The following is a 23,170-nucleotide window of genomic DNA, read 5'->3' on the forward strand; positions in this document are numbered from 1 at the left end:
CGGATGGGTCACACGATGAGGCCGCTGAGGTGAACTCGGACGGGCGAGGAGAGAGCGGATGGCTGGTATCCCGGGAGCGGCACTCAGATTGGCGATGGCTCCTTCACTGGACCGGGTGAGCTTCGCGGCCAGGGGGTTTCCCGGTGCCACCGCGAGCGCGGCGCGGCACCTGGAAACCATACCGCAAACCGTGGTGTGCGGTTTCGAATGGGGCCTGGAGACCAAGACCGTGGCCGAAACCGAGCGGCGTTTGGAGATGATCGCGCCCGAGGTACGGGGGTTCGCCTACGAGGGCGCCACCATGGCATGTGTCATCCGTGACGCGATGAGGCCGGGTGGAAAGCGGACCCTGGAGCTGCTGACGGGTGCCGGTCGGCCCCACATCTTCCTGAACTACATCGGCATCGGCTTCGCGATGGCCCGACTGCCCCGCCCTCTGTGGCGTCGCGTGGTGCCCCGGCCGACCGACCCGGAACTCTATCCGCAGATGAACTGGCTCGCGGTGGACGGCTACGGCTTCGACCGGGCCTACTTCGACACCCGGAAGTGGATCGAAGGTCAGTACCGTCCGCGTCCCCATCCCTGGGAGGGCGACCGCGAGTACTTCCCGCGGGCGGTGGACCAAGGAGTGGGTCGGGCTCTGTGGTTCGTGTACGGCGGCCGGACCGACGATGTCGCCGCGGCGGTTCGCCGCTTCGCCCATGATCGTCGGGCGGACCTGTGGAGCGGGGTCGGATTGGCCGCCACCTTCGCGGGAGGCACCGACGGGGCGGGCCCGGAACGGTTGCGCGCCGAGGCCGGCGAGCACGCCGGACACCTGGCCCAGGGAGCGGTGTTCGCGCTCAAAGCCCGGCATCGGTCGGGACACATCCCCTCCTACACCCGTGCCACCGGTCGCGTCCTGACAGGTCTCGACGCGGAGGCCGCCGTGGAACTGGCCGACGCGGGGGCGCCGGCCCCCGGCATCGGTGCGAGTGGCGGTGTGCCCGGATACGAGCGGTGGCGTATCGCGGTCCGTGAGCGACTGACGGAATTCCCCGCACCTTCGAAGTAGGAATTTCCAACCGGCGACCCTTAGCTTTTCGGGAGTCGGACCACTGTGAAATCTGCACGAGAGGCGGTTCGTCGCGTTGTCTTCTTTCGTCGGAAAAGTGCGGGGCAGGATCCTGACTCCATCTGTGAGGGAAACGGCTCTTGAGAGGAGGGGTTTTCACCGCAAGGACGCGGTCACACAGCAGAATCTGGAAACCGTGGGACGCATGTTCCTCTCCGGATTCTCGACCGCGCTGGCGGCCTCCTCCTGTGAGGAGGCCGAGGAGGACCTGGAGAAGATCCCACCGGCGTACCGCGGCTTCGCGTACGAGGGCGCGGGCATGGGCGCCACGATCCACGACGCGCTCCCCGGTCACCGGGGGCGACTCGCCGGGTTGCTCGCCGGTCGTGGTCGGCGGCACGTGTACATGGTCCATGTCGGCATCGGGTGGGCCATGGCCAGGTTGCCGAAACCGCTGTGGCCCGATGTACGGCGCACCGATCCGCTGTTGCGCTGGCTGATCCTGGACGGCTACGGGTTCCATCAGGCGTACTTCCACACCGATCGTTACGTCCGCCGCCCGCACGAGCCCCTCCGCTTCTCCTGGCGGGGTGGCCCGGACGACTATGCGGCCAGGGTCATCGACCAGGGAATCGGGCGTGCGCTGTGGTTCGTCGGTGGTGCCTGCCCGGACCGGGTCGCCGAACTCGTGGCGTCCTTCCCCGAACACCGACGCGCCGACCTGTACGCCGGGACGGGACTTGCCGCCACCTACGCGGGCTCGGTCACCGAGCACGAACTCCGCGCACTTCTCGCCCATGCCGGAGTGCATCGCCACCACCTTGCCCAGGGCGCGGCCTTCGCCGCGGAGGCCCGGCTGCTGGCCGGGATCGAAGTGCCGCACACCGGGCGGGCCACCTCCGTGCTGTGCGGCATGGGGGCGGCTGAGGCGGCCCGGATCTGCTCCGAGCGGCGACCGGTGGATGTGGATCGGTGTGACGAACCCGCCTACGAGGAGTGGCGGCGGGAGATAGCCGCCGCCATCGCGCTCCGAACCACTTCCGGAGGGGACTGAAAACCATGGTGAAAGCAACAGGATGGTTGCGGAAGAACACGGCCGGTGTGGTGGCCGTGGCTCTCATGTTGGGTTCCTACTATGTGGTGCGTATTCCCGAACCCTCGAATGAGGAGGCGGCGGAGGTCGCCGAGAGATTCTCTTTCGAGGCAATGGCGATCGCCATGCCCTCGGGATACGAGAAGAAAGAGGTGCGGTCGGTCAACAAGGCGTATAAGGACATCGAGGCGTGGATATCTTCCGTCGGTGCCGGTATCGCCATGAACGATCTGGACGGTGACGGCTTCGCGAACGACCTGTGCATCACCGACCCACGAACCGACCAGGTGGTCGTCACACCGACGCCCAACCGGGAGGACGAGGCCTATGAGCCGTTCTTCCTCGACCCCGACCCGCTTCCGATCACCCACACCATGGCCCCGATGGGATGCGTGCCGGGCGACTTCAACGGCAACGGTCGGATGGACCTGCTCGTTTACTACTGGGGTCGTACCCCGATCCTCTACCTGACGGAGGAGGACCGACTGACCGGGGACGGCCCTGCGCTGACCGCCGACTCGTTCCGGGCGGTCGAGCTGCTGCCCTCCACGAGCGGCTCGCGCTATACCGGGCCGACCTGGCACTCCAACGCGGCGGTCGTCGCCGATTTCGACGGAGACGGGCACCCGGACATCTTCATCGGCAACTACTTCCCCGACAGTCCCGTCCTCGACCCCTCGCGGGACGGGGGCGTGGAGATGAACGCCTCGATGTCCCGGGCTCGCAACGGTGGCGGAGGGAAGCTCTTCCTGTGGACCGAGGACGGATACGTCAAGTCGGAACCCGCCCTGCCCGAGCGACTGAGCAATGGCTGGACGCTGGCGGCGGCCGCCGCCGACCTCGACGGTGACGGTCTGCCGGAACTGTTCCTGGGCCACGACTTCGGCACCTCGGCACTGCTCCACAACCGATCAACGCCGGGCAACCCGAGGTTCGTCGAGGTCACCTCGGCGGAGGACGGCACCGTCCCGAAGTCCAAGAAGCTGGGCCACACCTCCTTCAAGGGGATGGGCGTGGACTTCGCGGACATGAACGGGGACGGGCTTTTCGACTTCCTCATCAGCAACATCACCACCTCCTTCGGGATCCAGGAGTCCAACCACGTCTTCGTGGGCACCGCTGCCGACCAGGCGGAGATCCGTGGGAAGTTCTTGGAGGGCACCGCCCCCTACCGTGACCGCAGTACGAGCATGGGACTGGCCTGGGCCGGTTGGGGCTGGGACATCAAGGCCGCCGACTTCGACAACAGCGGGGTGCCCGAGGTCGTCCAGGCCGTCGGTTTCGTCAAGGGCAAGACCAACCGCTGGCCGCAGTTGCAGGAGCTGGCCGCCAGCAACGACTCCCTGATCTCGAATCCGCTGTGGTGGCCCAACGTCAAGGTGGGCGACGACATCGCGGGGAATCAGCCGATGCGCCTGTTCGCCCGGGCCGGCGACGGCAAGTACATCGACATCGCCCGGGAGGTGGGGGTGGGCGTCCCGACTCCCACCCGCGGAATCGCGACCGGTGACAGCACCGGCGACGGCCGGCTCGACATGGCGGTGGCACGGCAGTGGGCCGACCCGGTCTTCTACCGCAACACCACCGAGACATCGGGGGAGTTCATCGGCCTGAAGCTGCACAACGAGGCGGGCTCCCCGGTGATCGGCGCCCGGGTCCGCGTCACGCTGCCCGACGGGACCCCGCGCGTCGCCCAACTCGACGGTGGAAGCGGGCACTCGGGCAAGCGCAGTACCGAGATTCACCTCGGACTCGGTCGGAAGGCGACCGGCACGCTGCCCGTCCACATCACCTGGCGTGACCAGGAGGGCAGGCCCCGCGAGCAGCAACTCCGGCTGAGCCCCGGCTGGCACCGGATCGTACTCGGCTCCCAGGCCAAGGAGGACTGACCATGACGACAACACCGCCGACACCGCCGACATCGCGCAAAGCCGCGACGCCGTATCACAGTCCGAAGATCGTCAAGGCCCTGCGCCGTTTCGCCATCTCCATCTCCGTGCTGAACATCCTCGGTTACACGGTTCTCGGTTTCGAGCAGCCCTGGACCTGGCCGCTGGTGGCGCTGCTGACCGCCTACACCACCGAGATCGTCCTGGAGATCATAGCCGCCCGGGTCGACGGCCGGACCCCGCGCTTCCTCGGCAACGGGAGACGCGGCTTCATGGAGTTCCTCTATCCGGCCCACATCACCGGTCTCGCCGTCAACATGCTCATCTATGTGAACGATATGGTATGGGGCCTGGTGTTCGGCGTGATCGTCGCGATCGGCGCCAAGTGGGTCCTGCGGGCGCCGGTGCGCGGTCGGATGCGCCACTTCATGAACCCCTCGAACCTTGGTATCACCGTCATCCTGCTGGCCTTCCCGTGGGCCAGCATCGCGCCGCCCTATCAGTTCACCGAGAACGTCGACGGTGGTGTGGACTGGTTGGTGCCCGCCGTCATCATCGTGCTCGGCACCATGCTGAACGCCAAGCTCACCGACCGCATGTGGCTCGTGCTCGCGTGGGTGGGCGGCTTCGCCGCCCAGGCGGTCATCCGGGGTCTGCTGTTCGGGACCTCCATCCCGGCGGCACTCGCCATGATGACCGGAGTGGCATTCGTCCTGTTCAGCAATTACATGATCTCGGACCCGGGCACCACGCCCTCGTCCCGGGTGGGGCAGATCGCCTTCGGAGGCGGGACGGCGGCCATGTACGGCCTGCTGACCGCGTTGGGCGTCGCCTACGGGATCTTCTTCGCCACCGCCCTGATCTGTCTCATCCGGGGCACCTACCTCTGGGTCGCCGACGCGAGCGAGCGTGGCCGCCTGGCCCGTGAGCAGGAGAAGCGTGTCGACATGGTGAGGGACACCGGGTGCGCGGGTGGGTGCGCGGGCGCCTGCACATGTTCCGATCCGGCCGACCCCCACACCGTGGTGGGGCGTGAAAAGGTGGTGGCCTCGGCATGAACAGAATCGCGATCGTCGGCCTGGCCTGCCGTTATCCGGACGCCACCACCCCTCGTGAACTGTGGGAGAACGCCGTCGCGGGACGCCGCGCGTTCCGCCGCCTGCCGGACGTGCGCACGCCGCTGGCGGACTACTGGGACCCCGACCCGACCGCGCCCGACCGATTCTACGCGCGCAACGCAGCGGTTCTGGAGGGGTACCGATTCGATCGGGTCGCGTACAAGGTCCCCGGAAGCACCTACCGCTCCACCGACCTGACCCATTGGCTCGCCCTGGACACCGCCTCCCGCGCCCTGCTGGACGCCGGCTTCACGCCGGGCGGGAACCTGCCCCGTTCCCGCACCGGTGTGATCGTGGGGAACACCCTCACCGGGGAGTTCACCCGGGCCAACGTGATGCGGCTGCGCTGGCCCTATGTCCACCGTGTCATGGCACGCGCACTGCGGGACGAGGGATGGGACGACCGGCGCGTGGCCGAGTTCCTCGCGGGGGTCGAGGACCGCTACAAGGAGCCCTTCCCCCCGGTGGACGAGGACACCCTCGCGGGCGGTCTCGCCAACACCATCGCCGGCCGGATCTGCAACCACTTCGATCTCAAGGGTGGCGGATACACGGTGGACGGCGCCTGTTCCTCCTCGCTGCTGTCGATCACCACCGCCGCCACCGCTCTGTTGGAGGGCGACATCGATGTGGCCGTCGCGGGTGGTGTCGATCTCTCGATCGACCCGTTCGAGATCATCGGTTTCGCCAAGGCAGGGGCTCTCGCCACCGGTGAGATGCGCATGTACGACCGGCGATCCAACGGTTTCTGGCCCGGTGAGGGCTGCGGCATGGTCGTCCTGATGCGGGAGGAGGACGCGGTCGCGGCCCATCACCGTATCTACGCGGTGGTGGCGGGGTGGGGAATCTCCTCCGACGGCTTCGGCGGTATCACCCGTCCGGAGATCGATGGCTACCGCCTGGCACTGCAACGGGCGTACGAGCGGGCCGGGTTCGGCATCGAGACGGTCTCCCTGTTCGAAGGCCACGGCACCGGCACGGCGGTGGGTGACGCGGCGGAGCTCACCGCGCTCAGCGGGGCCCGGGCGGACGCCGACCCGGACGCGCCACCGGCGGCGATCACCTCGATCAAGGGCATGATCGGTCACACCAAGGCCGCCGCGGGCGTCGCCGGGCTGATCAAGGCGACGATGGCCGTGGACCAGCAGGTCCTGCCGCCCACCATCGGTTGCGTCGAACCGCACGAGGTCCTCGCCCGCCCCGGCGCGCCGCTGCGAGCGCTGAAGAGGGCGGAGGAGTGGCCGCGCGAGGCACGCCGTCGAGCCGGCGTCACCGCCATGGGTTTCGGCGGGATCAACACCCACGTGGTGCTGGAGAACGCCCCGACCGGGCGGCGCAGGAGAGCCGGTCGGCGGTCCCTGGCCCTTGCCGGGGCGGGGCAGGACTGCGAACTGCTGGTGTTCGACGCGGACACCCCCGCCGCTCTGGCCCGGACGCTGCGTCGCACCGCCGAGTTCGTGGAGAGCGTCTCCTACGCACAGGTGGCCGACCTGGCCGCCACGCTGCAGCGGGAGCGAAGCGGATCGCGTCACCGGGCGGCGGCCGTGGTCACCTCCCCCGCAGACGCCGACCGGCGTCTGCGCGAGTTGGCCGACCTGCTCGACTCCGGTACGACACGCCATTTCTCCGCGGACGGCCGTGCCCTGATCGGCGAGGCCGGCCGGCGTGGTCGGATCGGGTTCCTTTTCCCGGGCCAGGGCTCCGTCGGGACGGCGGGGGGAGCCCTGCGACGCCGGTTCCCGGAGGCCGAGGAGGTGTACCGGCGGGCCACTTCGGAGACCATCGCCGACCCGACCTCCACGGCCGTGGCACAGCCACGGATCGTCGCCGGCTCCGTTGTCGGCCTGCGTGTCCTGGATACCCTGCGGGTGGAGGCCACCTGTGCCGTCGGCCACAGTCTGGGTGAGCTGTCCGCCCTGCACTGGGCCGGTGCGCTGTCCGAGGACACCCTGCTGGAAGCGGCTCGGGTGCGCGGGCGGGCGATGGCCGAGCACGGAGCGGTCGGCGCCATGGCGTCACTGGCCGCCGGACCGGAACAGGTCGAACAGCTGATCGCCGACCTGGATGTCGTCGTCTCGGCCCTGAACGGTCCCCACCAGACGGTGGTGGCCGGGTCTCCCGCCGGTGTGGAGACGGTGGCCGCGCGTGCCGCGGCCCGGCAACTGGACTGTGTCCGGCTACAGGTGACACGTGCCTTCCACTCGCCCCTGGTGGAGCCCGCCGCCGAGGTCTTCGGCGCGTGGCTGGCCACGGCGCCGGTCGAGGAGCCCGAGGGTCGTGTCGTCTCCACGATCACGGGCGCGGAGCCGGCACCCGGCACCGATCCGAGGGAGTCGCTGCGCCGGCAGATCACCGCGCCGGTGCGATTCGCCGAGGCGGTGACCGTCGCGGCGAAGGAGGTCGATCTCTTCGTGGAGGTCGGGCCCGGGCACGTCCTGTCCTCCCTCGCCACGGAAGTGACCGGGCTGCCGGCCGTGGCCATGGACAGCGAGTCCGACTCCCTGGCCGGCCTGCTGCGGGTGGTGGCCGCGGCCCACGTCATCGGCGCACCCGTGGACATCGAGAGGCTCTTCGACAACCGACTCCTCCGCCCCCTGGAGGTCGGTCGGGAATTCGACTTCCTGGTCAACCCCTGTGAGCGGGTTCCCGACGACGGCCTGCCGAAACCGTCGCGGTACAAGCCCGCCACGGAATCCCCCGTGCGGGCGGAGGGCGTGACGGGGGACACGACCCGGGCTGGGGAGCCCGCGCCCCCCACCGCGTCCGGGGTGGAGGACGGGAGCGACCACGCGGCGCCCCCCGCCGGGGAGGAGCCGCCGGCCGACCCCGCCGGAGAGGGGGACGAAAATGTCCTTTCCCTGTTGCGCGCCATCATCGCCGAACGCGCGGAACTCCCGGTCGAACTCGTCGATGTCCACAGCAGACTGTTGGACGACCTGCACCTGAGCTCGATCTCGGTCGGGCAGATCGTCAACCAGGCGGCAGGTCGCCTCGGTATCGGCGCGGCGCAGGTCCCGGCCAATTTCGCGACCGCGACGCTGGTCGAGGTCGCCGAGGCGCTCGAGGCGCTCCGAACCACCGGATCGGTCTCGCCGACCCCCTCGGCCCGAATCGCCGGTGCGGCGAGTTGGGTACGGTCCTTCGCGGTGACGCCGACGGAGGAACCGCTGCCGAGAAGCGGTCCGCCCGAGGGGAACGGTGAGTGGGAACTCTTCACCACCCCGGACAATCGCGTCGCCGCCGAGGTGCGGGACCGGTTGCGCAACGCGGGTGTCGGCCCGGGGGTCCTGGCCTGTCTGCCACCGGAGTGCGATCCGGCGGCGGTTGACCACGTGCTGGAGGCCGCGCAGCGGGCGCTGACGCTCCCCGCGGGACGTTTCGTCCTCCTCCAGTACGGTGCCGGCGCGGCCGGTCTGGCCAAGACTCTCCACCAGGAGGCCGAACACCTGCGGACCACGGTGGTGCACGCCCCGCCGGACGCCCTGGTGGCCGACCGCGTCGTCGCCGAGGTGGCGGCCACGACCGACTTCAACGAGGTGTACTACGGTCCGGACGGCGTCCGGCGGGTACCCACCCTCGGCGCCCTGCCCTTCGCGGCCGAACGCACCGACGCACCGCTCGCGGCGGGGGATGTCCTGCTGGTCACCGGGGGCGGTAAGGGGATCTCGGCGGAGTGCGCCCTGGCGATCGCCCGGGAGACCGGGGCGGCCCTGGCCCTGCTCGGCCGTTCCGACCCGGCCTCCGACCGCGAACTCGCCGCCAACCTGGAGCGGATCGCCGGGACGGGCATCCCGCTCCGCTACGCCCGCGCCGATGTCGCCCGGCCGGAACAGGTGACGGCGGCCGTCGTGGAACTGGAGGCGGCGCTGGGGCCGATCACCGGCCTGTTGCACGGGGCGGGGCGCAACGAGCCCGTGCCGTTGACCGACCTGACCCCGGAGATCCTGCACCGGACCTTCACCCCGAAGGTGGATGGTCTGCGTCACGTCCTGGACGCGCTGGAGATGTCCCGACTGAAGCTGCTGATCACCTTCGGAAGCGTCATCGGACGGGTGGGACTGCGCGGTGAAGCCCACTACGCCGCGGCCAACGAGTGGTTGGCCGCGCTGACGGAGGACATCGCGCGCTCGTACCCGAACCTTCGCGCGCGCTGCGTGGAGTGGTCGGTCTGGTCCGGAGTCGGGATGGGGGAGAAACTCGCGGTCGTGGAGTCCTTGGCCCGGGAGGGGATCACCCCGATCCCACCGGAGCAGGGCGTGGACACGTTGCTGCGACTGGCGTACGACCCGGACGCCCCCGTGGTGACGGTCGTGTCCGGGCGTACCGAGGGCATCCACACCATGCGCCGGGAGGAGCCGCCGCTGCCGCTGCTCCGTTTCGTCGGTACCCCGGTGATCCGTTACCACGGGGTGGAGCTGGTCACGGAGGTCGAGCTGAACGTCGGCTCCGACCCCTACCTGGCCGACCACCTGCTGGACGGTGACCTGCTGCTACCGGCCGTGATCGGTATGGAGGCGATGAGTCAGGTCGCCGTGGCCGTCACGGGTCGGGAGTGTGCGCGGGTGATCGAGGACGCACGCTTCGAACGACCCGTGGTGGTGCCGCCGAACGGCACGCTCCGGATACGGATCGCCGCCACGGTGACCGGTTCCGACACCGTGGACGTCGTCCTCAGGGCCGAGGACACGGCTTTCGCGGTGGACCACTTCCGGGCACGCCTGGTGGACGCGGACGTGCCGCCCGCCCCGGGGCCGCCGTCGCAGACGGCCTCCGGGACCCCGGTGGTCGCACTGGACCCGCATCGGGACCTGTACGGTCGTCTGCTCTTCCAGGGAAGGCGTTTCCAACGCCTGGTGAGGTTCCACCGGGCGAGCGCCCGGCACGTGGATGCCGATGTCTCGCGGGGGACCCCCGGGGGATGGTTCGCCGGATACCTGCCGGACCGGATGCTGCTCGCCGATCCGGGTATGCGGGACGCCCTGATGCACGGTAATCAGGTGTGCGTGCCGGACGCGACCCTGCTCCCGGTGTCGATCGAGCGCCTGCACCCGTTGCCGTCCCACGTGGTGCCCACCGGGGAACTGCGCTTCTGCGCGACGGAGCGGAGCCGGGACGGTGACACCCACGTCTACGACATCGCCGTGCGGGACGCGGAGGACACCGTCGTCGAGCGGTGGGAGGGCCTGACGTTGCGTGCCGTGCGACGCACGGACGGCTCGGGACCATGGTCACCCGCCCTGCTGGGCCCCTATCTGGAAAGGGCTCTGGAAGGGGAATCCGGAGCCGCGATCGCGGTCACCGTCGAACCGGACGACGGTCGTCCCGCCGGCTCGGTGGACGAGCGACGGGCGTTGACCGCGATCGCCGCCTCTCGAGCCCTGGACGCTCCGCGGACGGTTCGGTACCGAGCGGACGGACGGCCCGGGTTCGACGGCGACGGTCATCTGTCCTCCTCCCACGCCGCCGGGCTGACGTTGACGGTCGTGTCGCAGGAACCCGTCGCCTGTGACGTGGAGTCCGTGGTGTCCCGGTCCACCGAGGACTGGGCAGGGCTGCTGGGCGTGCACGTCGAACTTCCCCGGTTCATCACCCGGGACATCGGCGAGGACATCGATATCGCCGCCACCCGGGTGTGGTGCGCGATGGAGTGTCTGGGGAAGTACGGGGTCCTCCCCACGGCGCCGCTCACCGTCACCCGGCGCGAAGGATCCGCCGCCTGGACCCACTTCGTCTCCGGTGATCTGCGGGTCGCGACCTTCGCCACGCGCCTTCGGGACACCCCCGAGCCGGTGGTTCTCGCTTTTCTCGTTCCCGGTGCGGACGCACACGAAAGGAGGTCCTGACCCATGGGACAGGATTACTTCGAGATCAGGCACACGGTCGGCTTCGAGGAGACGAACCTCGTCGGCAACGTCTACTACGTCAACTACCTGCGTTGGCAGGGACGCTGTCGCGAGCTCTTCCTGAAGGAACGTGCCCCCGAGGTCCTCGCCGACCTCAAGGCGGACCTGAAGCTGTTCACCCTCAAGGTGGAGTGCGAGTTCTACGCCGAGATCACCGCGTTCGACGAGCTCTCCATCCGAATGCGGTTGCTGGAGAGGGCGCAGACCCAACTGGAGTTCTCCTTCGACTACGTGAGGATGGATCCCGACGGTTCCGAGGTCTTGGTGGCCCGGGGACGACAGCGGATCGCCTGCATGCGCGGACCGAACACCGATACGGTGCCCACGGTCCTGCCCGAGGCGCTCGCGCGTGCCCTGGAGCCCTACCGGGTGGCCCGGGGCGTCGAGCAGGTGAGGGTGGCGTGAACGGGCAGGGCGCCCGGGACGTCCTTCCGGACCCGAAGCGGCTGCGAAACGCCTTCGGTACCTTCGCCACCGGCGTGACGGTGGTGACCGTCGGAGGAGCACGGCCCCGGGGCATGACGGCCAACTCCTTCACCGCCGTGTCGCTGGACCCGCCACTGGTGCTGGTGTGCGTGGGGCGCGAGGCGGTGATGAACGGACTGCTGGAACGTGCCGAGACCTTCGGCATCTCGGTGCTCTCGGCCGAGCAGGAGGAGGTGGCGCGCCACTTCGCCAACCCATCACGTCCGGACGGCGCCGACCAGTTCGAACCGGTGGCCTGGACGGCCGGTACCGCCGCGGACGCTCCGTTGCTCGACGGAGCGGTGGCGCACTTCGAGTGCGAGCGGTGGCGGGAGTACGACGGTGGCGACCACGCGATCCACATCGGGCGGGTCCTGGGGATGGCCGTCGCACCGGAGCGGGACGGGCTGGTCTTCCATCGGGGGCGGTTCGCCACGCTCGCCGCGGCACCGAGAGGGGTACCGGCGTGAGCATACGCCCCCCCGGGCCGCCGCTCACGGCTCTGCCCCGGTTGTTGAGGATGCTGATGGTGGATCGGCTGGGGATGATGCGCGAGGCCGCCCGCACCGGTGACGCGGTGCGGGTGGGCCTCGGCCCGCGGACGATGTATATCTTCAACCGGCCCGAGTACGCCAAGCACGTCCTGTCCGACAACGGCGCCAACTATCGCAAGGGCATCGGCCTGGTGGAGTCCCGGAAGGCACTCGGCGACGGGCTCCTGACCAGTGACGGGGAGGTCTGGCGCGAACAGCGTGACATCGTGCGGCCGGCTTTCCGGCCCGGGCGCATCATCGAGCGGGCCCCGATCGTCGCACGGGAGGCCGAGAGACTCGTGACGGGATTGCGCCGTTACGAGGGCCGCGGGTCGGTGGATCTGCTGCAGGAGGTGACCGGCCTGACCCTGGGGGTCCTGGGCGGTGTCCTCCTGGAGACGGACATCACCGAGCAGGACGGCATCGCGCACGCCTTCGAGGCGGTTCAGGACCACGCCATGTTCGAGATGGTCACCGGAGGCGCCGTCCCCTCCTGGGTGCCGCTCCCCTCCCAACGGCGGTTCCGTGTCGCCCGTCGTGAGTTGAATCGGGTCGTCGGTGCGCTGGTCGCGGACCGGGCGGCGCGCATGGAGCGGGAAGGGGAGGAGGACGACGCGTTGGCCCTGATGATCAGGGCCGCCCGGCGCCGACCGGATGTCGCCGCGGCCCGTCGCATGCTGCGGGACGGACTGGTGACCATGCTCCTGGCCGGCCACGAGACCACCGCCAGTACGGTGGGCTGGACCCTGTGGTTGCTGGCCGGTCACCGTGAGGTTCGTGACCGGGTACGGGAGGAGGCGCTGGCGGTGCTCGGCGATCGCCCGCCGACCGCCGCGGATCTGCACGATCTGACCCATACGACGCGGGTCGTCCAGGAGGCGCTGCGGCTCTATCCGCCGGTGTGGATGCTTCCCCGGGTGGCCGTCGCGGCGGACGAGGTGGGTGGCTACACGGTGACCGCGGGCGCCGACGTGCTGATCTCCCCGTACACGATGCACCGTCACCCCGCTTACTGGGAACGTCCGGAGGTGTTCGATCCGGAGCGGTTCGGGGCCGATCGGGTGGCCGAGCGGCCCCGTTACGCCTACATACCCTTCGGGGCGGGGGCCCGGTTCTGCGTCGGCAGCAACCTGGGCATGATGGAAGCGGTCTTCGTGACGGCGATGATCACCCGGGATCTGGATCTGTCGGTCCTGCCGGAACACAGGGCGGTTCCGGAACCGATGCTGTCACTGCGGATGCGGGGTGGGCTGCCCATGACGGTCCGCCGCGCTCGGTGAGAGGGCGGCCCGGACGGCCCGGGCGGTACCTACGGGCCGTCCGGGCCGGATCACGCCAATGCCCTGGTGCGCAGATCCAGCAGTGCCATCAGGATCGGTGGGTCCGTGAGGGCCAGGGGGCGCAGCAGGATCTCGACCGGATCCGGTCGGCTTTCCGAGCGGACGTGAATCGGGCCGTAGCGGCCGACCGACACGGTCTCGGTGTTCTCGATGCCCGAGGGGGTCGTCTCCCGTCCGTAGGGGACGGAGTGGACCAGGACGTACCACCGCCCGGTCGGCAGGTCGTGCAACTCGAACCGACCGGGACCGTTGAGCACGGCGCACCGGACCGGCTGCCCCTGGGGCACCGGGGTGGGGAAAATTCCGACGAAACAGAAACCGGGAAGTCGGTCGGGGGCGAGCCGGACCCTGCCATGAAGGTTCGGACGGGAGGTGTCCCGAGGAGTAGGACGTGATGCCATCTGCTCATCCATACTGATCCGCGTGGAGAGCCCTCGGAGTTTGCGGAACATACTGGGGGAGAGGCCAACACATGATTTGAACCGGGAGCTGAAAGTTCCCACGCTGCTGTACCCGACTTGGCTGCTGATGTCCGCGACACTGAATTCGGTGTCGAGTAGAAGGCGTTTCGCCTCTTGGAGTCTCAGCGCCGAGAGGAACCGCCCCGGCGAGGTTCCCGTCACTTCTCGGAAGATTCGGGTGAAGTGAAACTTGCTGAACATGGCGGTGCGGGCCATGTCGTCTATGGTCAATTCCTGGTCCAGGTTGGCCTGCATGTTGTCGATGACGCGATGGACCGCTCTGGTGATGGCGGTGGAGGTCATCTTTAACTCCCGAGGTGTGGGGGGTGGTTCCGATTCTCCGAGGTTTTTCGTGTTTCGTTCGGGACGGATGTTTTGGTGAACTTGCGTCCGGTGAGCTCGTCGGCGAACCGTTTCCATGAGCGCGAGCACTGCAACGCGATCTCCGCGATGGTGGCGGTGCGGTGCGTCGGGACGGCGTCGATGTGCAGGCGCCAGTCGTCGTCGAGGACGGCTCGGGTGTGGAGCCAGTGGAGCATGCGTCGACCCGCCTCGGTGTGCCGCATCGAGGGGTCACCGGCCAGGCGGTGCAGTGTCTCGACGGACCTGCGGACGTGCTGTCCCCGCCCTCCGGCACCCGGCCGGGGGACCTCGGGCCCCGGCCGGGAGGTGTCGGTGGCGGTGGGCGGGCCCAGAGGAGGGGAAAGCGGCTGGAGGGAATGGGGGTGCCCCTCCGGCGCGACCTCGTTCCGGCGACGGGAATCGGGCACCGGAGATTCCCCACGACGAAGGCGTTGCCGCACGTCATGAGCCGTTCCGAGGGAAAGACCGGTCTGCTCCACGATCGTGCGGAGAGGTAGTCCGGGCTGGGCCGTCATGAGCTCCGCGGCGCGTATGCGCTCGGCGGTGCGGTCCAGGGGGTGGAGCTTCCCGTCGGTCCCGAGGCGGGAGTTCGGCTGGGGAAAGTCCCTGGTTGAACGCCGTGCGGCGGCAACGGTCTTGGCGTCCAGACCGACTCTCGTGGCCACGCTCCGGTCGGAGAGCTCGGGATGGGAGCCCAGAATCCGCAAGGCCGCCGCCTTGCGGTCGGCCACCGTCAGCGGAAGGCCCCGGGTCACATTGTCGGCGATCGCGCGGAGGAAGCTTTCCTCCTCGTCACCGTCGAAGAAGGTGACGAGCACGGTGTCGTGTCCGATCAGGGACGCGGCGGCGACTCTGTGCATGCCGTCGATGACGCGCATACTCGCTCGGTTGACGAGAATCGGAGGCAGATCGGGATAGAGCTCCGATAGGTGTCTCACATGCGATTCGTCGAGTCCTCCGATTCGAGGGGAGTCGGCCGGTAGGAGTTTCGTGATCTTGACGGGAGTGGCGGCTTCATCGGGTGGAGCGGAGGCTTCCTCGGAGCTTTCCAATGTTCCCCCAAAATGAGGCGGGGCCGGTTCTTCGCGATCCTTGATCCCCAGTGCGACAAGAAGATCGGTCGGGACTGGTAAGGCAACCGGCGTAATCATAACTGGCCCTCATGTCTTTCTCTCTCGGAGCGGTCCTCAAACGTCAACTTTGGATAGTTGCATAGTGCAACCCAGGGCGTTCTTGTTTCTCGTGGCTTCGGTTGCTTGAAAGGACTTGTCGAGTTTAGCGTTCCTCCGGCCAGGTGTATCCCGGTCGAGACCCCGGAGGTAACATTGCAGGCGGAACGGATTAATCCGACAGGTGGGCATGCGGTAAGCGACGCGGAACTCACCCTCGAGGCCTATGCCGACACGATCATCCCCGGCGCCAAGCGCTGGGCCGGTGACCGAGCCGTCGCGGGGGCTGCCGAGGGAGGTGGCGCGGTTGCGGCCGGGGCGCTGGAGTTGATGCGTTGGGACGCCACCGGGATCAGTGAGGGGCTGGAGGATCTGGCCTCCCTCGCCAACACGTATGCCGAACGGTACGCCGAGGAGATCGGCCTGGGCCTCGACCCCGGGGTGCCCTCCTTCGTGGCACTGCCCTTCGAGGACCGTGTGGAGCTCATCACCCGGCTGACCAGCCCCGGCCACCCGGAGCGGGAGTTCTGGGTGCTGCTCTCCCTCTTCTCCAACATGGCCTATGACTCGGCGGCCCACATGCACACGGCCGATGCCCTGCGCGAGGGGCACCCCGGTCTGACCGCCATGGGCATCACACCGCCCGATGCGGACGGTTTGTGGCGCTTCGAACGCTCGGGTTACGGACGGGAACTGGCCCGTATGCACCCGGGCACCACACCCGGCGGGAGCCCGGCATGAGCGACGGTGTGGAGCGTACCGACGTCCTGGTGATCGGCAGCGGCTTCGGCGGTGCCATCACCGCCTACCACCTGGCCGCGGGAGGGGCCCGCGTCACCGTGCTGGAGCGCGGTCCCTGGTTGGCCGGCGAGGAGTTCGAGCACGACTACAAGCTCGGCTCGTCCTACACCCGGATCTTCGATTTCGTCGTCGGTGACGGGATGAGCATCCTGGGCGGTAACTGCGTGGGCGGCGGCAGCGTCGTCTACTTCGCCGCCATGCCGCGCGCACCGCGCTTCGTCTTCGACCGGAAGGGATCGATCGGGCGCCGCATGTGGCCTGCCGCCATCAGCCGGGACACGCTCGAGCCCTGGTACGACCGTGTCGAGGAGGCGCTGCCGGTCAGCCGCCAGGAGTGGAAGGACGTCTCCTACGCCGGCGGCCTCTGGGCAGCGGCCTGCGATCGCGCCGGTCGCACCGCCAACCCGCTGGCCGCCGCGATCGATCACGACACCTGCGTCAACTGCAACTTCATGATGGCGGGGTGTCGCTTCGACGCGAAACGTTCCCTGACGACCAACTACCTCCCCGCCGCGCTCGCGCACGGCGCGAAGATCCGCCCGCTGCACGAGGTGCAGTACCTCACACGTACCGAGGACGGCTCCTACCGGGTCCACTACGACATCATCAACGACCGGGACTACCGCGTGCGGGAGGGCTCCGGAGTCATCGAGGCGAAGATTTTGATCCTCGCCGCGGGCGCGGGCGCGACCCCGGTCATCCTGCAGCGAAGCGCCGACCACCTCGGCCCGATGGGGCACGCCGTCGGGCGGTACTTCTCCGGCAACGGGGAGCGCCTCAACACCGCCGTGATCGACGAGGAGAAGGCGGCCGAACTGCTCGGCCTGGACCGTGGTGCCGGGCTTCCGGCCTACGGAGCCAACGCGATCGGCCGTGGCCCCACGGTCGCGAGCTGGGACCGGTTGGACGGGAGTCTGCCGGAGTACTCCCGTTACTCGTTGGAACAGCTGTACTTCCCCCCCGGACTGGGAACCATCCTCGCCCAGGCCCCCGATGCCGAGGGCCCGACATGGTTCGGGCGGGAGAAGAAGCGGTTGTTGGAGCGGTGGTCCTCGTGGTTGACCATCTTCTCGATGACCGAGGACGACAACGAAGGCGTTTTCGGTCCACCTCCGGCCACCGGCAACGCCCACCGGATCTCCCAGCAGATGCTCGGTCGTGGCAATCTGGCCTACCGCCCCACCCGGAACACCTGGGACGGCTGGAACCGGTCCGACGCGGAGGTTCGCGAGATCCTCGAGAAGGACGGCCTGGCGAAGGTCATGCCCTGGACCAACGACCTCGTGGGCGCCTACACCGTGCACCCCCTGGCCTCCTGCCGCATGGGTGACGACCCGAACACCTCGGCGCTCGACGAGCGCAACGAACTGCGCGGTCATCCGGGAATCTTCGTCACCGACGGGTCGGCCGTCCCCGGCGCGTTGACCGTCAACCCCGCGATGACGATCGCGGCGATCGCCGAGCGGGCCGTCCCGGGCATCGTGGCGGCGGCCCGGGAGCGTGGTGTGGATGTTGTCTACGGGGCCCCCGCTCCGAACGGCGGCACCGCCGGACGTCGGGGTGTCATGCCGGTACCGGACGGAGCCCACGGGAGGAGGTCGTGAGAGCCGACCGGCCCGACGACCGGCCGGGGAACGGCGCGGGGGGCACGCGATGAGGCCGCTCCTGAGTCTCCTCATGCTCGCCGGCCCCACCCGGGTCAGACACGTCTCGGTGGTACCCCCCTCCCGCGCCGATGCCCTGACGGCCGCCGTCTACCGGCAGTTGAAGAGGGACTTCGGCCTGATCGCCCCACCCGTCTCCCTGCACTCCGCGTCCCCGCGGGTGCTCGCGGCCTGCTGGTCACTGTTGCGGGAGACACTCGTGGTTTCCGGACGGGTGAACCGTGGGGCGAAAGAGGCCGTGGCCACCGGTGTCTCCGCCGGCAACGCCTGCGGTTACTGCGTCGAGATCCATCGGGCGGCGACCGACGTGCTGGCGGGAACCACCGGTGAGGCCTTCCGGCCCCTGGCCGACTGGGCCCGATCCACTGCCGAGCCCGGCCGGCTCGCGCCGGCACCGTGTGCCGCCTCCGACAGCCCGGAGATCCTCGGCACCGCCATCACCTTCCACTACCTCAACCGCATGGTGGAGATCTTCCTTCCGCCGTCCTCCGTCCCGGCCGCGGCCCCGGCCGGGGGCCGTCGGGCGATCATCCGCACGCTCGCGGGCGCGATGGTCCGTGACGCCACACCGGCGAGCCGGGGCGCCTCCCCGGGCCTCCTCGCCGACGCGCCGCTCCCGGTGGAGTTCGAGTGGGCAAAATCGGAACCATCCGTCGCCGGGGCCCTGGCCGGGGCGATCGCGGCCATCGACGACGCCGCCACCCGGGTGTCCGCCCCGGTGCGCGAGGTGGTCGAGGCAGAGGTGGCCGACCGGGCCGGGGCCCCACCGGCCCTCGGTCGCGGCTGGCTCTCCGAAGCCACCACCCGACTTCCGGCTCCCGACCGCCCGGTCGCCCGGCTGGCACTCCTCGTCGCGCTCGCCGCCCCCCGGGTCACCGATGACGACATCGCCGCGTTCCGGGCTCTGCACCCCGAGGACGGGGCGCTGATCGAGGTCGCGGCCTGGGCGGCGATGACCGCCGCGCGGAACGTCGCCCACCGACTGCCCCCACGTCCCCACACCGATCATCCCGTGCCCACCCCGACGCAGTAGCAGGAGGCCCCCGTGAAACCCCTCGACGAGATACTCTCCGACCTCGCCACCGACATCGAGGAGACGGCCGCACTGGCCGCCGACCTGGACGACGACACGTGGCTCACCCCGACTCCCGCCCCCGGCTGGACCATCGCCGACCAGATCGCCCACCTGACCTTCATCTTTCACCTGGCGGGAACCGCGGCCTCCGACGCCCCGGCCTTCGCGGAGATGATGGAAGGAGCCGCGGAGGACTTCGAGGGCGCCGTCCACTCGGCGCTCCTGCGCTTCCGGGACTTCCCACCGGAGCAGTTGCTGACCCGCTACCGGGTTCTCGGGAGGACCTCGGTGGACGCGCTGGCCGCCGTGCCCGCGAACCGGACCGTGCCCTGGCTGGTGAACCCGCTGCCGCCGTCGGTGCTCGCGGCCGCGGGCATCATGGAGGTGTTCGGTCACGGGCAGGACATCGCGGACGCCCTGTCGGTGCGGCGGGAGCCCACCGACCGCCTGTACCACCTCGTGTGGTTCGCGTCGCTCACCCGGGACTTCGGTTACCTCGCGCGAGGACTGACACCACCCACCGAACCCCTGCGCATCGAGGTCACCAGCCCGTCGGGTGAGATATGGGCCCACGGGCCCGAGGACGCGCGGAACAAGGTCACCGGCCCCGCCCACGACTTCTGTCTCCTCGTCACCCGGCGTCGGCACCGGGCGGACCTGGAGCTGGTGGCCACCGGGCCGGTCGCGGACCGGTGGCTCGACATCGCGCAGGCCTACCGGGGCGCACCCGGTGGGGGACGGCAGCCGGGGCAGTTCACGGCGTCGGTCTGATCCGGCTGCCGGAGCCCATCCCGTCCCTCGTGACCGGTACCGGGCCGCCCCGGGGCGGCCCGGTACCGGTCACGGTGACCCCGGGGGCCGACCCCCCGGGGTCACGAGGATCGGTCCGGGCGTCCCCGCGGCCGCGACGAACACCCCTCGGCAATCCAGGAGATGCCGCTCTCCCGGGCGGCGTGCGAATGTTCCACAACGCTCCGGGGGAGCACCCCGGCGTCACGGAACCGACACACAGCGATGGGACAACACCCGTGGTCCACACGTCGATCCATCAGCGTTTCGCGGAGCAGGTCGCCGACACACCGGACCGCTCCGCCATCGTATCCGGGAACTCCGTACTCACTTATCGGGAACTGGACGAACGTGCGAATCGCCTCGCCCACCGCCTGCTCTCCCTCGACGTCGGTCCCGGTGAACCGGTGGCGGTCCTCATGGAACGCTCCGCGGACGCCATCGCCACAGCCCTGGCGGTGCTGAAGGCCGGGGCCGCGTATCTTCCCCTGGACCCCGCCCATCCCATCGCCCGGAACCGCCGGATCGTGGACGACGCCCGTTGCGCCGTCATGGTCACCGACGCCGCCACCCGCGATCGGGGACTGCCATCGGTCCCGGTTACGGTGATCGAGATGGCCGAGGCCGCCACCGATGCCGCGCCCGCCGGGGATCCCGGATTCCACCCCGACGTCGACACCCTCGCCTGCGTCATCCACACCTCGGGCTCGACCGGGCGCCCCAAGGGGGTCGAGATCACCCACGCCGGTGTTGTGGCCTTCGCCTCCGACCGGGTCTGGGGGGACGCGCACCGCCGGATTCTCTCCCTGGCCCCGCAGGCGTTCGGGGTCTCCCTCTACGAGCTCTGGGTTCCCCTGTTGAACGGGGGCAGCGTCGTGCTCGCCCCGCCCGGGGAACCCGATGTCCGGACCGTCCGGCGCCTGATCACCGACGAACGGATCACCGCGCTGCACGTCACCGCCGGTCTGTTCCGGGTTCTCGCCCGGGAGGCACCCGACATGTTCGCGCCGGTGCGGGAGATCCTGACCGGCGGCGATGTGGTCACGCCGACCGCGGTGCGCGCCGTACTGGACGCCTGTCCCGCCGTGACCATTCGTGCCACCTACGGAGCCACCGAGCTCGTCGCGTTCGCCGCGCAGTGCGAGATGACCGCCCGGCGTCCGCCGAGCGGACCGGTACCCGTCGGTCTTCCGATGGATGGCGTGACCACCCGACTGCTGGACGAGAACCTGAACCCGGTGGCCGATGGCGAGGTGGGTGAACTCTTCGTCGGGGGAACCCGGTTGGCTCGTGGTTATCTCGGCCGACCCGATCTCACGGCCGAGCGGTTCGTGGTCGATCCCCACGGGGCCGCGACGGATCGCCTGTACCGTACCGGTGACCTGATGCGGTGCGGAGCCGATGGTCGACTGGAGTTCGTGGGGCGCACCACCGACCGCGTGAAGATTCGCGGCTACCTGGTGGAGCCCGCCGAGGTGGAGCACGCGATCACCGCTCACGCCGCCGTCGCCGGCGCGGCGGTGGTCGTCGATGACGGGGCGGGCGCCCCCGACGATCGTCGTCTGCACGCCTTTGTCGTGCTCGGTGACCCGAGCCGGCCCGCCCCCCTGCGTGTGGACCTGGAGCGATTGTTGCCCTCCTACATGGTCCCCTCCTCGATCCGGGTGGTGGACCGGCTCCCGCTGACCACCAACGGCAAGATCGATCGTGCGGCGCTGCGTGCGTCGGCCGGGGTGCCCGTCACCACTCCCACCGGGAACGGGGCTCCGACATCGGGACGGCTGGCGGACCTGTGCCGACTGTTCGCCGATGTACTGGCGGTGCCCTCGGTCGGCGCCGACGACGACTTCTTCGATCTCGGTGGTCAATCCCTCCAGGCCATCCGACTGGTCGCGCGGCTCGAACGGGAGCTCGGTTCGGTCGCCGAGGTCGCCGACATCTTCGGCCACTCCACCCCGGCGGAGCTCGAGCACTTCCTGTCCACGTGCGAAAAGCCCGGTCACTGATCAGGAATCCGGGCCGTACCGGGCGCTGCCCGAGACGGTGCCCCGGTCACCGAGAAAGGGACACCATGCCTCCCACCCCTCCGTCAACCGCCGTTCCTCCCGGAACGGACACCCGTGTACCGCTCTCCTTCAATCAGGAGTTCCTGAGATCGTTCGACCGGGGCCTCGAGGACGGTGCCTTCGGTCACCGACACACCCTCGTCGGCGCCTGGCGTATCCGAGGGGGAGTGGAGGTCGGTCGTCTGCAGGGGGCACTCGACAAGGTGGTCCGACGTCACGAGGCGCTGCGCACCGAGATCGTCGCGGACGGCGAGGGCGGTTATCAGCGGGTCCTGGCGGCCACCGCCGTCACGCTGGAAGTGACGGAACTCGACGTCGCCGTGGACCGGGACACCACGGCCGAGGAATTCCTGAACTCCGTGGACGCGGCGCCCTTCCCGGTCACCGACCGCCCCCACCTGCGGGCTTTCGTCGGTCGGTTCACCGCCGATGACGCGGTGTTGGTGCTCGCCACTCATCACACCTCCACCGATGCCTGGTCCCTCCAGGTGATCGCGCGCGACCTGTTCGCCGCCTACGCGGACGACGGGGGGGCCACGGATCCCGAACCCTCGATGCAGTACCGGGAGTTCGCCCTCCTCCAACAGGAGAGCGGGGCCACCGACACGGTCCGTCGGGCCCGCGCCTACTGGCAGAGTCGGCTGGACAAGGCCGTCATCACCGGCCTCCCCACCGACCGGCCACACGACGAGAGTCTCCCGAGCGACTACGGCGTCGAACGCTTCGCACTCGGAAAGGAGTTGTCGCACGACGTCACGGCCCGGGCCCGGGCGGTACGCGGCACTCCCTTCATGGTGTTGGCGGCGGCCTACGTCATCTTGCTGCGCGAGCGCACCGGAACCCGGAGTGTCGTCTTCCCCACCTTCTCCGCGGGACGCTGGGAGGAACGGTTCGCCGACTGTGTGGGACCCTTTTTCAACTTCGTCCCCGTGAGTGTGGACACGACCCACTGCACCACCCATGGTGACGTGCTGAAGGGGGCTCGCACCGCCTGCCTGGGCGCCTATCAGCACGAGATCCCCTTCGCCCACATCGCCCGGGACAACCCCGGCCTGCTCGCCCCGTTCGCCGACCCGGGCCGGGCCGTCGCGGCCTTCGAGATGCTCCACGCGCCGTTCGCCGCCGGGAACGAAACCGGTGACGGGTGGGAGGTCACCGAGATGAGGCGTCGCACGATCTCCCAGCGGGTGAGCTCCGCGATTCCCAACGGAGCCCTGTGGGCGCTGGACCTCCTGGACGACGGGGAAATCGTCGGGAGTCTGAAGTTCGACCACAACCGCTACGACACATCGACCGTCGCCGGCCTGATCACCGACTTCCGGCGCCACCTCGGAGCGCTGGTACGGACCCCCGACGAGGAACTACCCGCCTGAACCCCCATTCCACC

At 69.5% G+C, this 23,170-nt stretch carries 16 protein-coding genes; 14 read left to right on the forward strand and 2 right to left on the reverse strand.

The features are described 5' to 3' along the window. Positions 1-58: 58 nt before the first annotated feature. From LZF96_RS04710 to LZF96_RS04745, 8 genes are all read left to right on the forward strand, one after another. The gene (locus LZF96_RS04710) at positions 59-1,054 is read left to right on the forward strand and encodes a DUF1702 family protein (protein ID WP_233865888.1); all 996 of its coding nucleotides are present in this window, start codon (positions 59-61) and stop codon (positions 1,052-1,054) included. A 76-nt stretch (positions 1,055-1,130) separates the two neighbouring features. Then, the gene (locus LZF96_RS04715) at positions 1,131-2,108 is read left to right on the forward strand and encodes a DUF1702 family protein (RefSeq protein ID WP_233865890.1); all 978 of its coding nucleotides are present in this window, start codon (positions 1,131-1,133) and stop codon (positions 2,106-2,108) included. 5 nt (positions 2,109-2,113) lie between these two features. Then, positions 2,114-4,036, forward strand: a complete 1,923-nt coding sequence (locus tag LZF96_RS04720) for a CRTAC1 family protein (RefSeq protein WP_233865892.1) — start codon at positions 2,114-2,116, stop codon at positions 4,034-4,036. Positions 4,037-4,038: 2 nt separating this feature from the next. Next, a complete protein-coding gene (locus LZF96_RS04725; protein ID WP_233865896.1) occupies positions 4,039-5,094 on the forward strand; it encodes an RnfABCDGE type electron transport complex subunit D in 1,056 nt (351 codons plus the stop codon). Next, positions 5,091-10,997: a type I polyketide synthase gene (locus tag LZF96_RS04730; RefSeq protein ID WP_233865897.1), complete on the forward strand. Its 5,907-nt coding sequence runs from the start codon at positions 5,091-5,093 to the stop codon at positions 10,995-10,997. The genes LZF96_RS04725 and LZF96_RS04730 overlap by 4 nt, the downstream gene beginning before the upstream one ends. Before the next feature lie 3 nt (positions 10,998-11,000). Continuing rightward, positions 11,001-11,462 carry a thioesterase family protein gene (locus tag LZF96_RS04735; RefSeq protein WP_233865899.1) on the forward strand — a complete coding sequence of 154 codons (462 nt, stop codon included), beginning with the start codon at positions 11,001-11,003 and terminating at the stop codon, positions 11,460-11,462. Further along, the gene (locus LZF96_RS04740) at positions 11,459-11,992 is read left to right on the forward strand and encodes a flavin reductase family protein (RefSeq protein ID WP_233865901.1); all 534 of its coding nucleotides are present in this window, start codon (positions 11,459-11,461) and stop codon (positions 11,990-11,992) included. The genes LZF96_RS04735 and LZF96_RS04740 overlap by 4 nt, the downstream gene beginning before the upstream one ends. Further along, on the forward strand, positions 11,989-13,335 hold the full coding sequence (locus LZF96_RS04745; RefSeq protein ID WP_233865902.1) for a cytochrome P450: 1,347 nt from the start codon (positions 11,989-11,991) through the stop codon (positions 13,333-13,335). The genes LZF96_RS04740 and LZF96_RS04745 overlap by 4 nt, the downstream gene beginning before the upstream one ends. Before the next feature lie 50 nt (positions 13,336-13,385). Here the strand turns inward: LZF96_RS04745 and LZF96_RS27260 are convergent, their stop codons facing one another. Both LZF96_RS27260 and LZF96_RS04760 read right to left on the reverse strand, forming a co-directional pair. Next, complete coding sequence (locus LZF96_RS27260; RefSeq protein ID WP_374203096.1) at positions 13,386-14,159, reverse strand: helix-turn-helix domain-containing protein; 774 nt, start codon at positions 14,157-14,159, stop codon at positions 13,386-13,388. Between the two features lie 2 nt (positions 14,160-14,161). Continuing rightward, positions 14,162-15,157, reverse strand: a complete 996-nt coding sequence (locus LZF96_RS04760; protein WP_233865903.1) for a ParB/RepB/Spo0J family partition protein — start codon at positions 15,155-15,157, stop codon at positions 14,162-14,164. Positions 15,158-15,544: 387 nt separating this feature from the next. On the opposite strand from LZF96_RS04760, the gene LZF96_RS04765 reads away from it, so the two are divergent. From LZF96_RS04765 to LZF96_RS04790, 6 genes are all read left to right on the forward strand, one after another. After that, positions 15,545-16,129: a DUF5987 family protein gene (locus LZF96_RS04765; protein WP_233865904.1), complete on the forward strand. Its 585-nt coding sequence runs from the start codon at positions 15,545-15,547 to the stop codon at positions 16,127-16,129. After that, on the forward strand, positions 16,126-17,793 hold the full coding sequence (locus tag LZF96_RS04770) for an FAD-dependent oxidoreductase (protein WP_233865905.1): 1,668 nt from the start codon (positions 16,126-16,128) through the stop codon (positions 17,791-17,793). Before LZF96_RS04765 ends, LZF96_RS04770 begins: the two co-directional genes overlap by 4 nt. 49 nt (positions 17,794-17,842) lie before the next feature. Further along, the gene (locus LZF96_RS04775) at positions 17,843-18,886 is read left to right on the forward strand and encodes an alkylhydroperoxidase (protein ID WP_233865906.1); all 1,044 of its coding nucleotides are present in this window, start codon (positions 17,843-17,845) and stop codon (positions 18,884-18,886) included. 12 nt (positions 18,887-18,898) lie between these two features. Then, the gene (locus LZF96_RS04780) at positions 18,899-19,699 is read left to right on the forward strand and encodes a TIGR03084 family metal-binding protein (protein ID WP_233865907.1); all 801 of its coding nucleotides are present in this window, start codon (positions 18,899-18,901) and stop codon (positions 19,697-19,699) included. Between the two features lie 257 nt (positions 19,700-19,956). Beyond that, on the forward strand, positions 19,957-21,723 hold the full coding sequence (locus LZF96_RS04785) for a non-ribosomal peptide synthetase (RefSeq protein ID WP_233865909.1): 1,767 nt from the start codon (positions 19,957-19,959) through the stop codon (positions 21,721-21,723). 65 nt (positions 21,724-21,788) lie between these two features. Beyond that, positions 21,789-23,156: a condensation domain-containing protein gene (locus LZF96_RS04790; protein ID WP_233865911.1), complete on the forward strand. Its 1,368-nt coding sequence runs from the start codon at positions 21,789-21,791 to the stop codon at positions 23,154-23,156. Positions 23,157-23,170 lie beyond the last annotated feature (14 nt).

The organism is Streptomyces sp. ST2-7A (assembly GCF_021390475.1).
In the GTDB taxonomy this organism is placed as follows: Bacteria; Actinomycetota; Actinomycetes; order Streptomycetales; family Streptomycetaceae; genus Streptomyces.

Excerpts from the sequence above, each read along its gene's own strand:
- LZF96_RS04730 (WP_233865897.1), top strand. The coding sequence starts at position 5,091 with ATGAACAGAATCGCGATCGTCGGCCTGGCCTGCCGTTATCCGGACGCC.
- LZF96_RS04725 (WP_233865896.1), top strand. The coding sequence starts at position 4,039 with ATGACGACAACACCGCCGACACCGCCGACATCGCGCAAAGCCGCGACG.
- LZF96_RS04790 (WP_233865911.1), top strand. The coding sequence starts at position 21,789 with ATGCCTCCCACCCCTCCGTCAACCGCCGTTCCTCCCGGAACGGACACC.
- LZF96_RS27260 (WP_374203096.1), bottom strand. The coding sequence starts at position 14,159 with ATGACCTCCACCGCCATCACCAGAGCGGTCCATCGCGTCATCGACAAC.
- LZF96_RS04720 (WP_233865892.1), top strand. The coding sequence starts at position 2,114 with ATGGTGAAAGCAACAGGATGGTTGCGGAAGAACACGGCCGGTGTGGTG.
- LZF96_RS04775 (WP_233865906.1), top strand. The coding sequence starts at position 17,843 with ATGAGGCCGCTCCTGAGTCTCCTCATGCTCGCCGGCCCCACCCGGGTC.
- LZF96_RS04770 (WP_233865905.1), top strand. The coding sequence starts at position 16,126 with ATGAGCGACGGTGTGGAGCGTACCGACGTCCTGGTGATCGGCAGCGGC.
- LZF96_RS04735 (WP_233865899.1), top strand. The coding sequence starts at position 11,001 with ATGGGACAGGATTACTTCGAGATCAGGCACACGGTCGGCTTCGAGGAG.
- LZF96_RS04710 (WP_233865888.1), top strand. The coding sequence starts at position 59 with ATGGCTGGTATCCCGGGAGCGGCACTCAGATTGGCGATGGCTCCTTCA.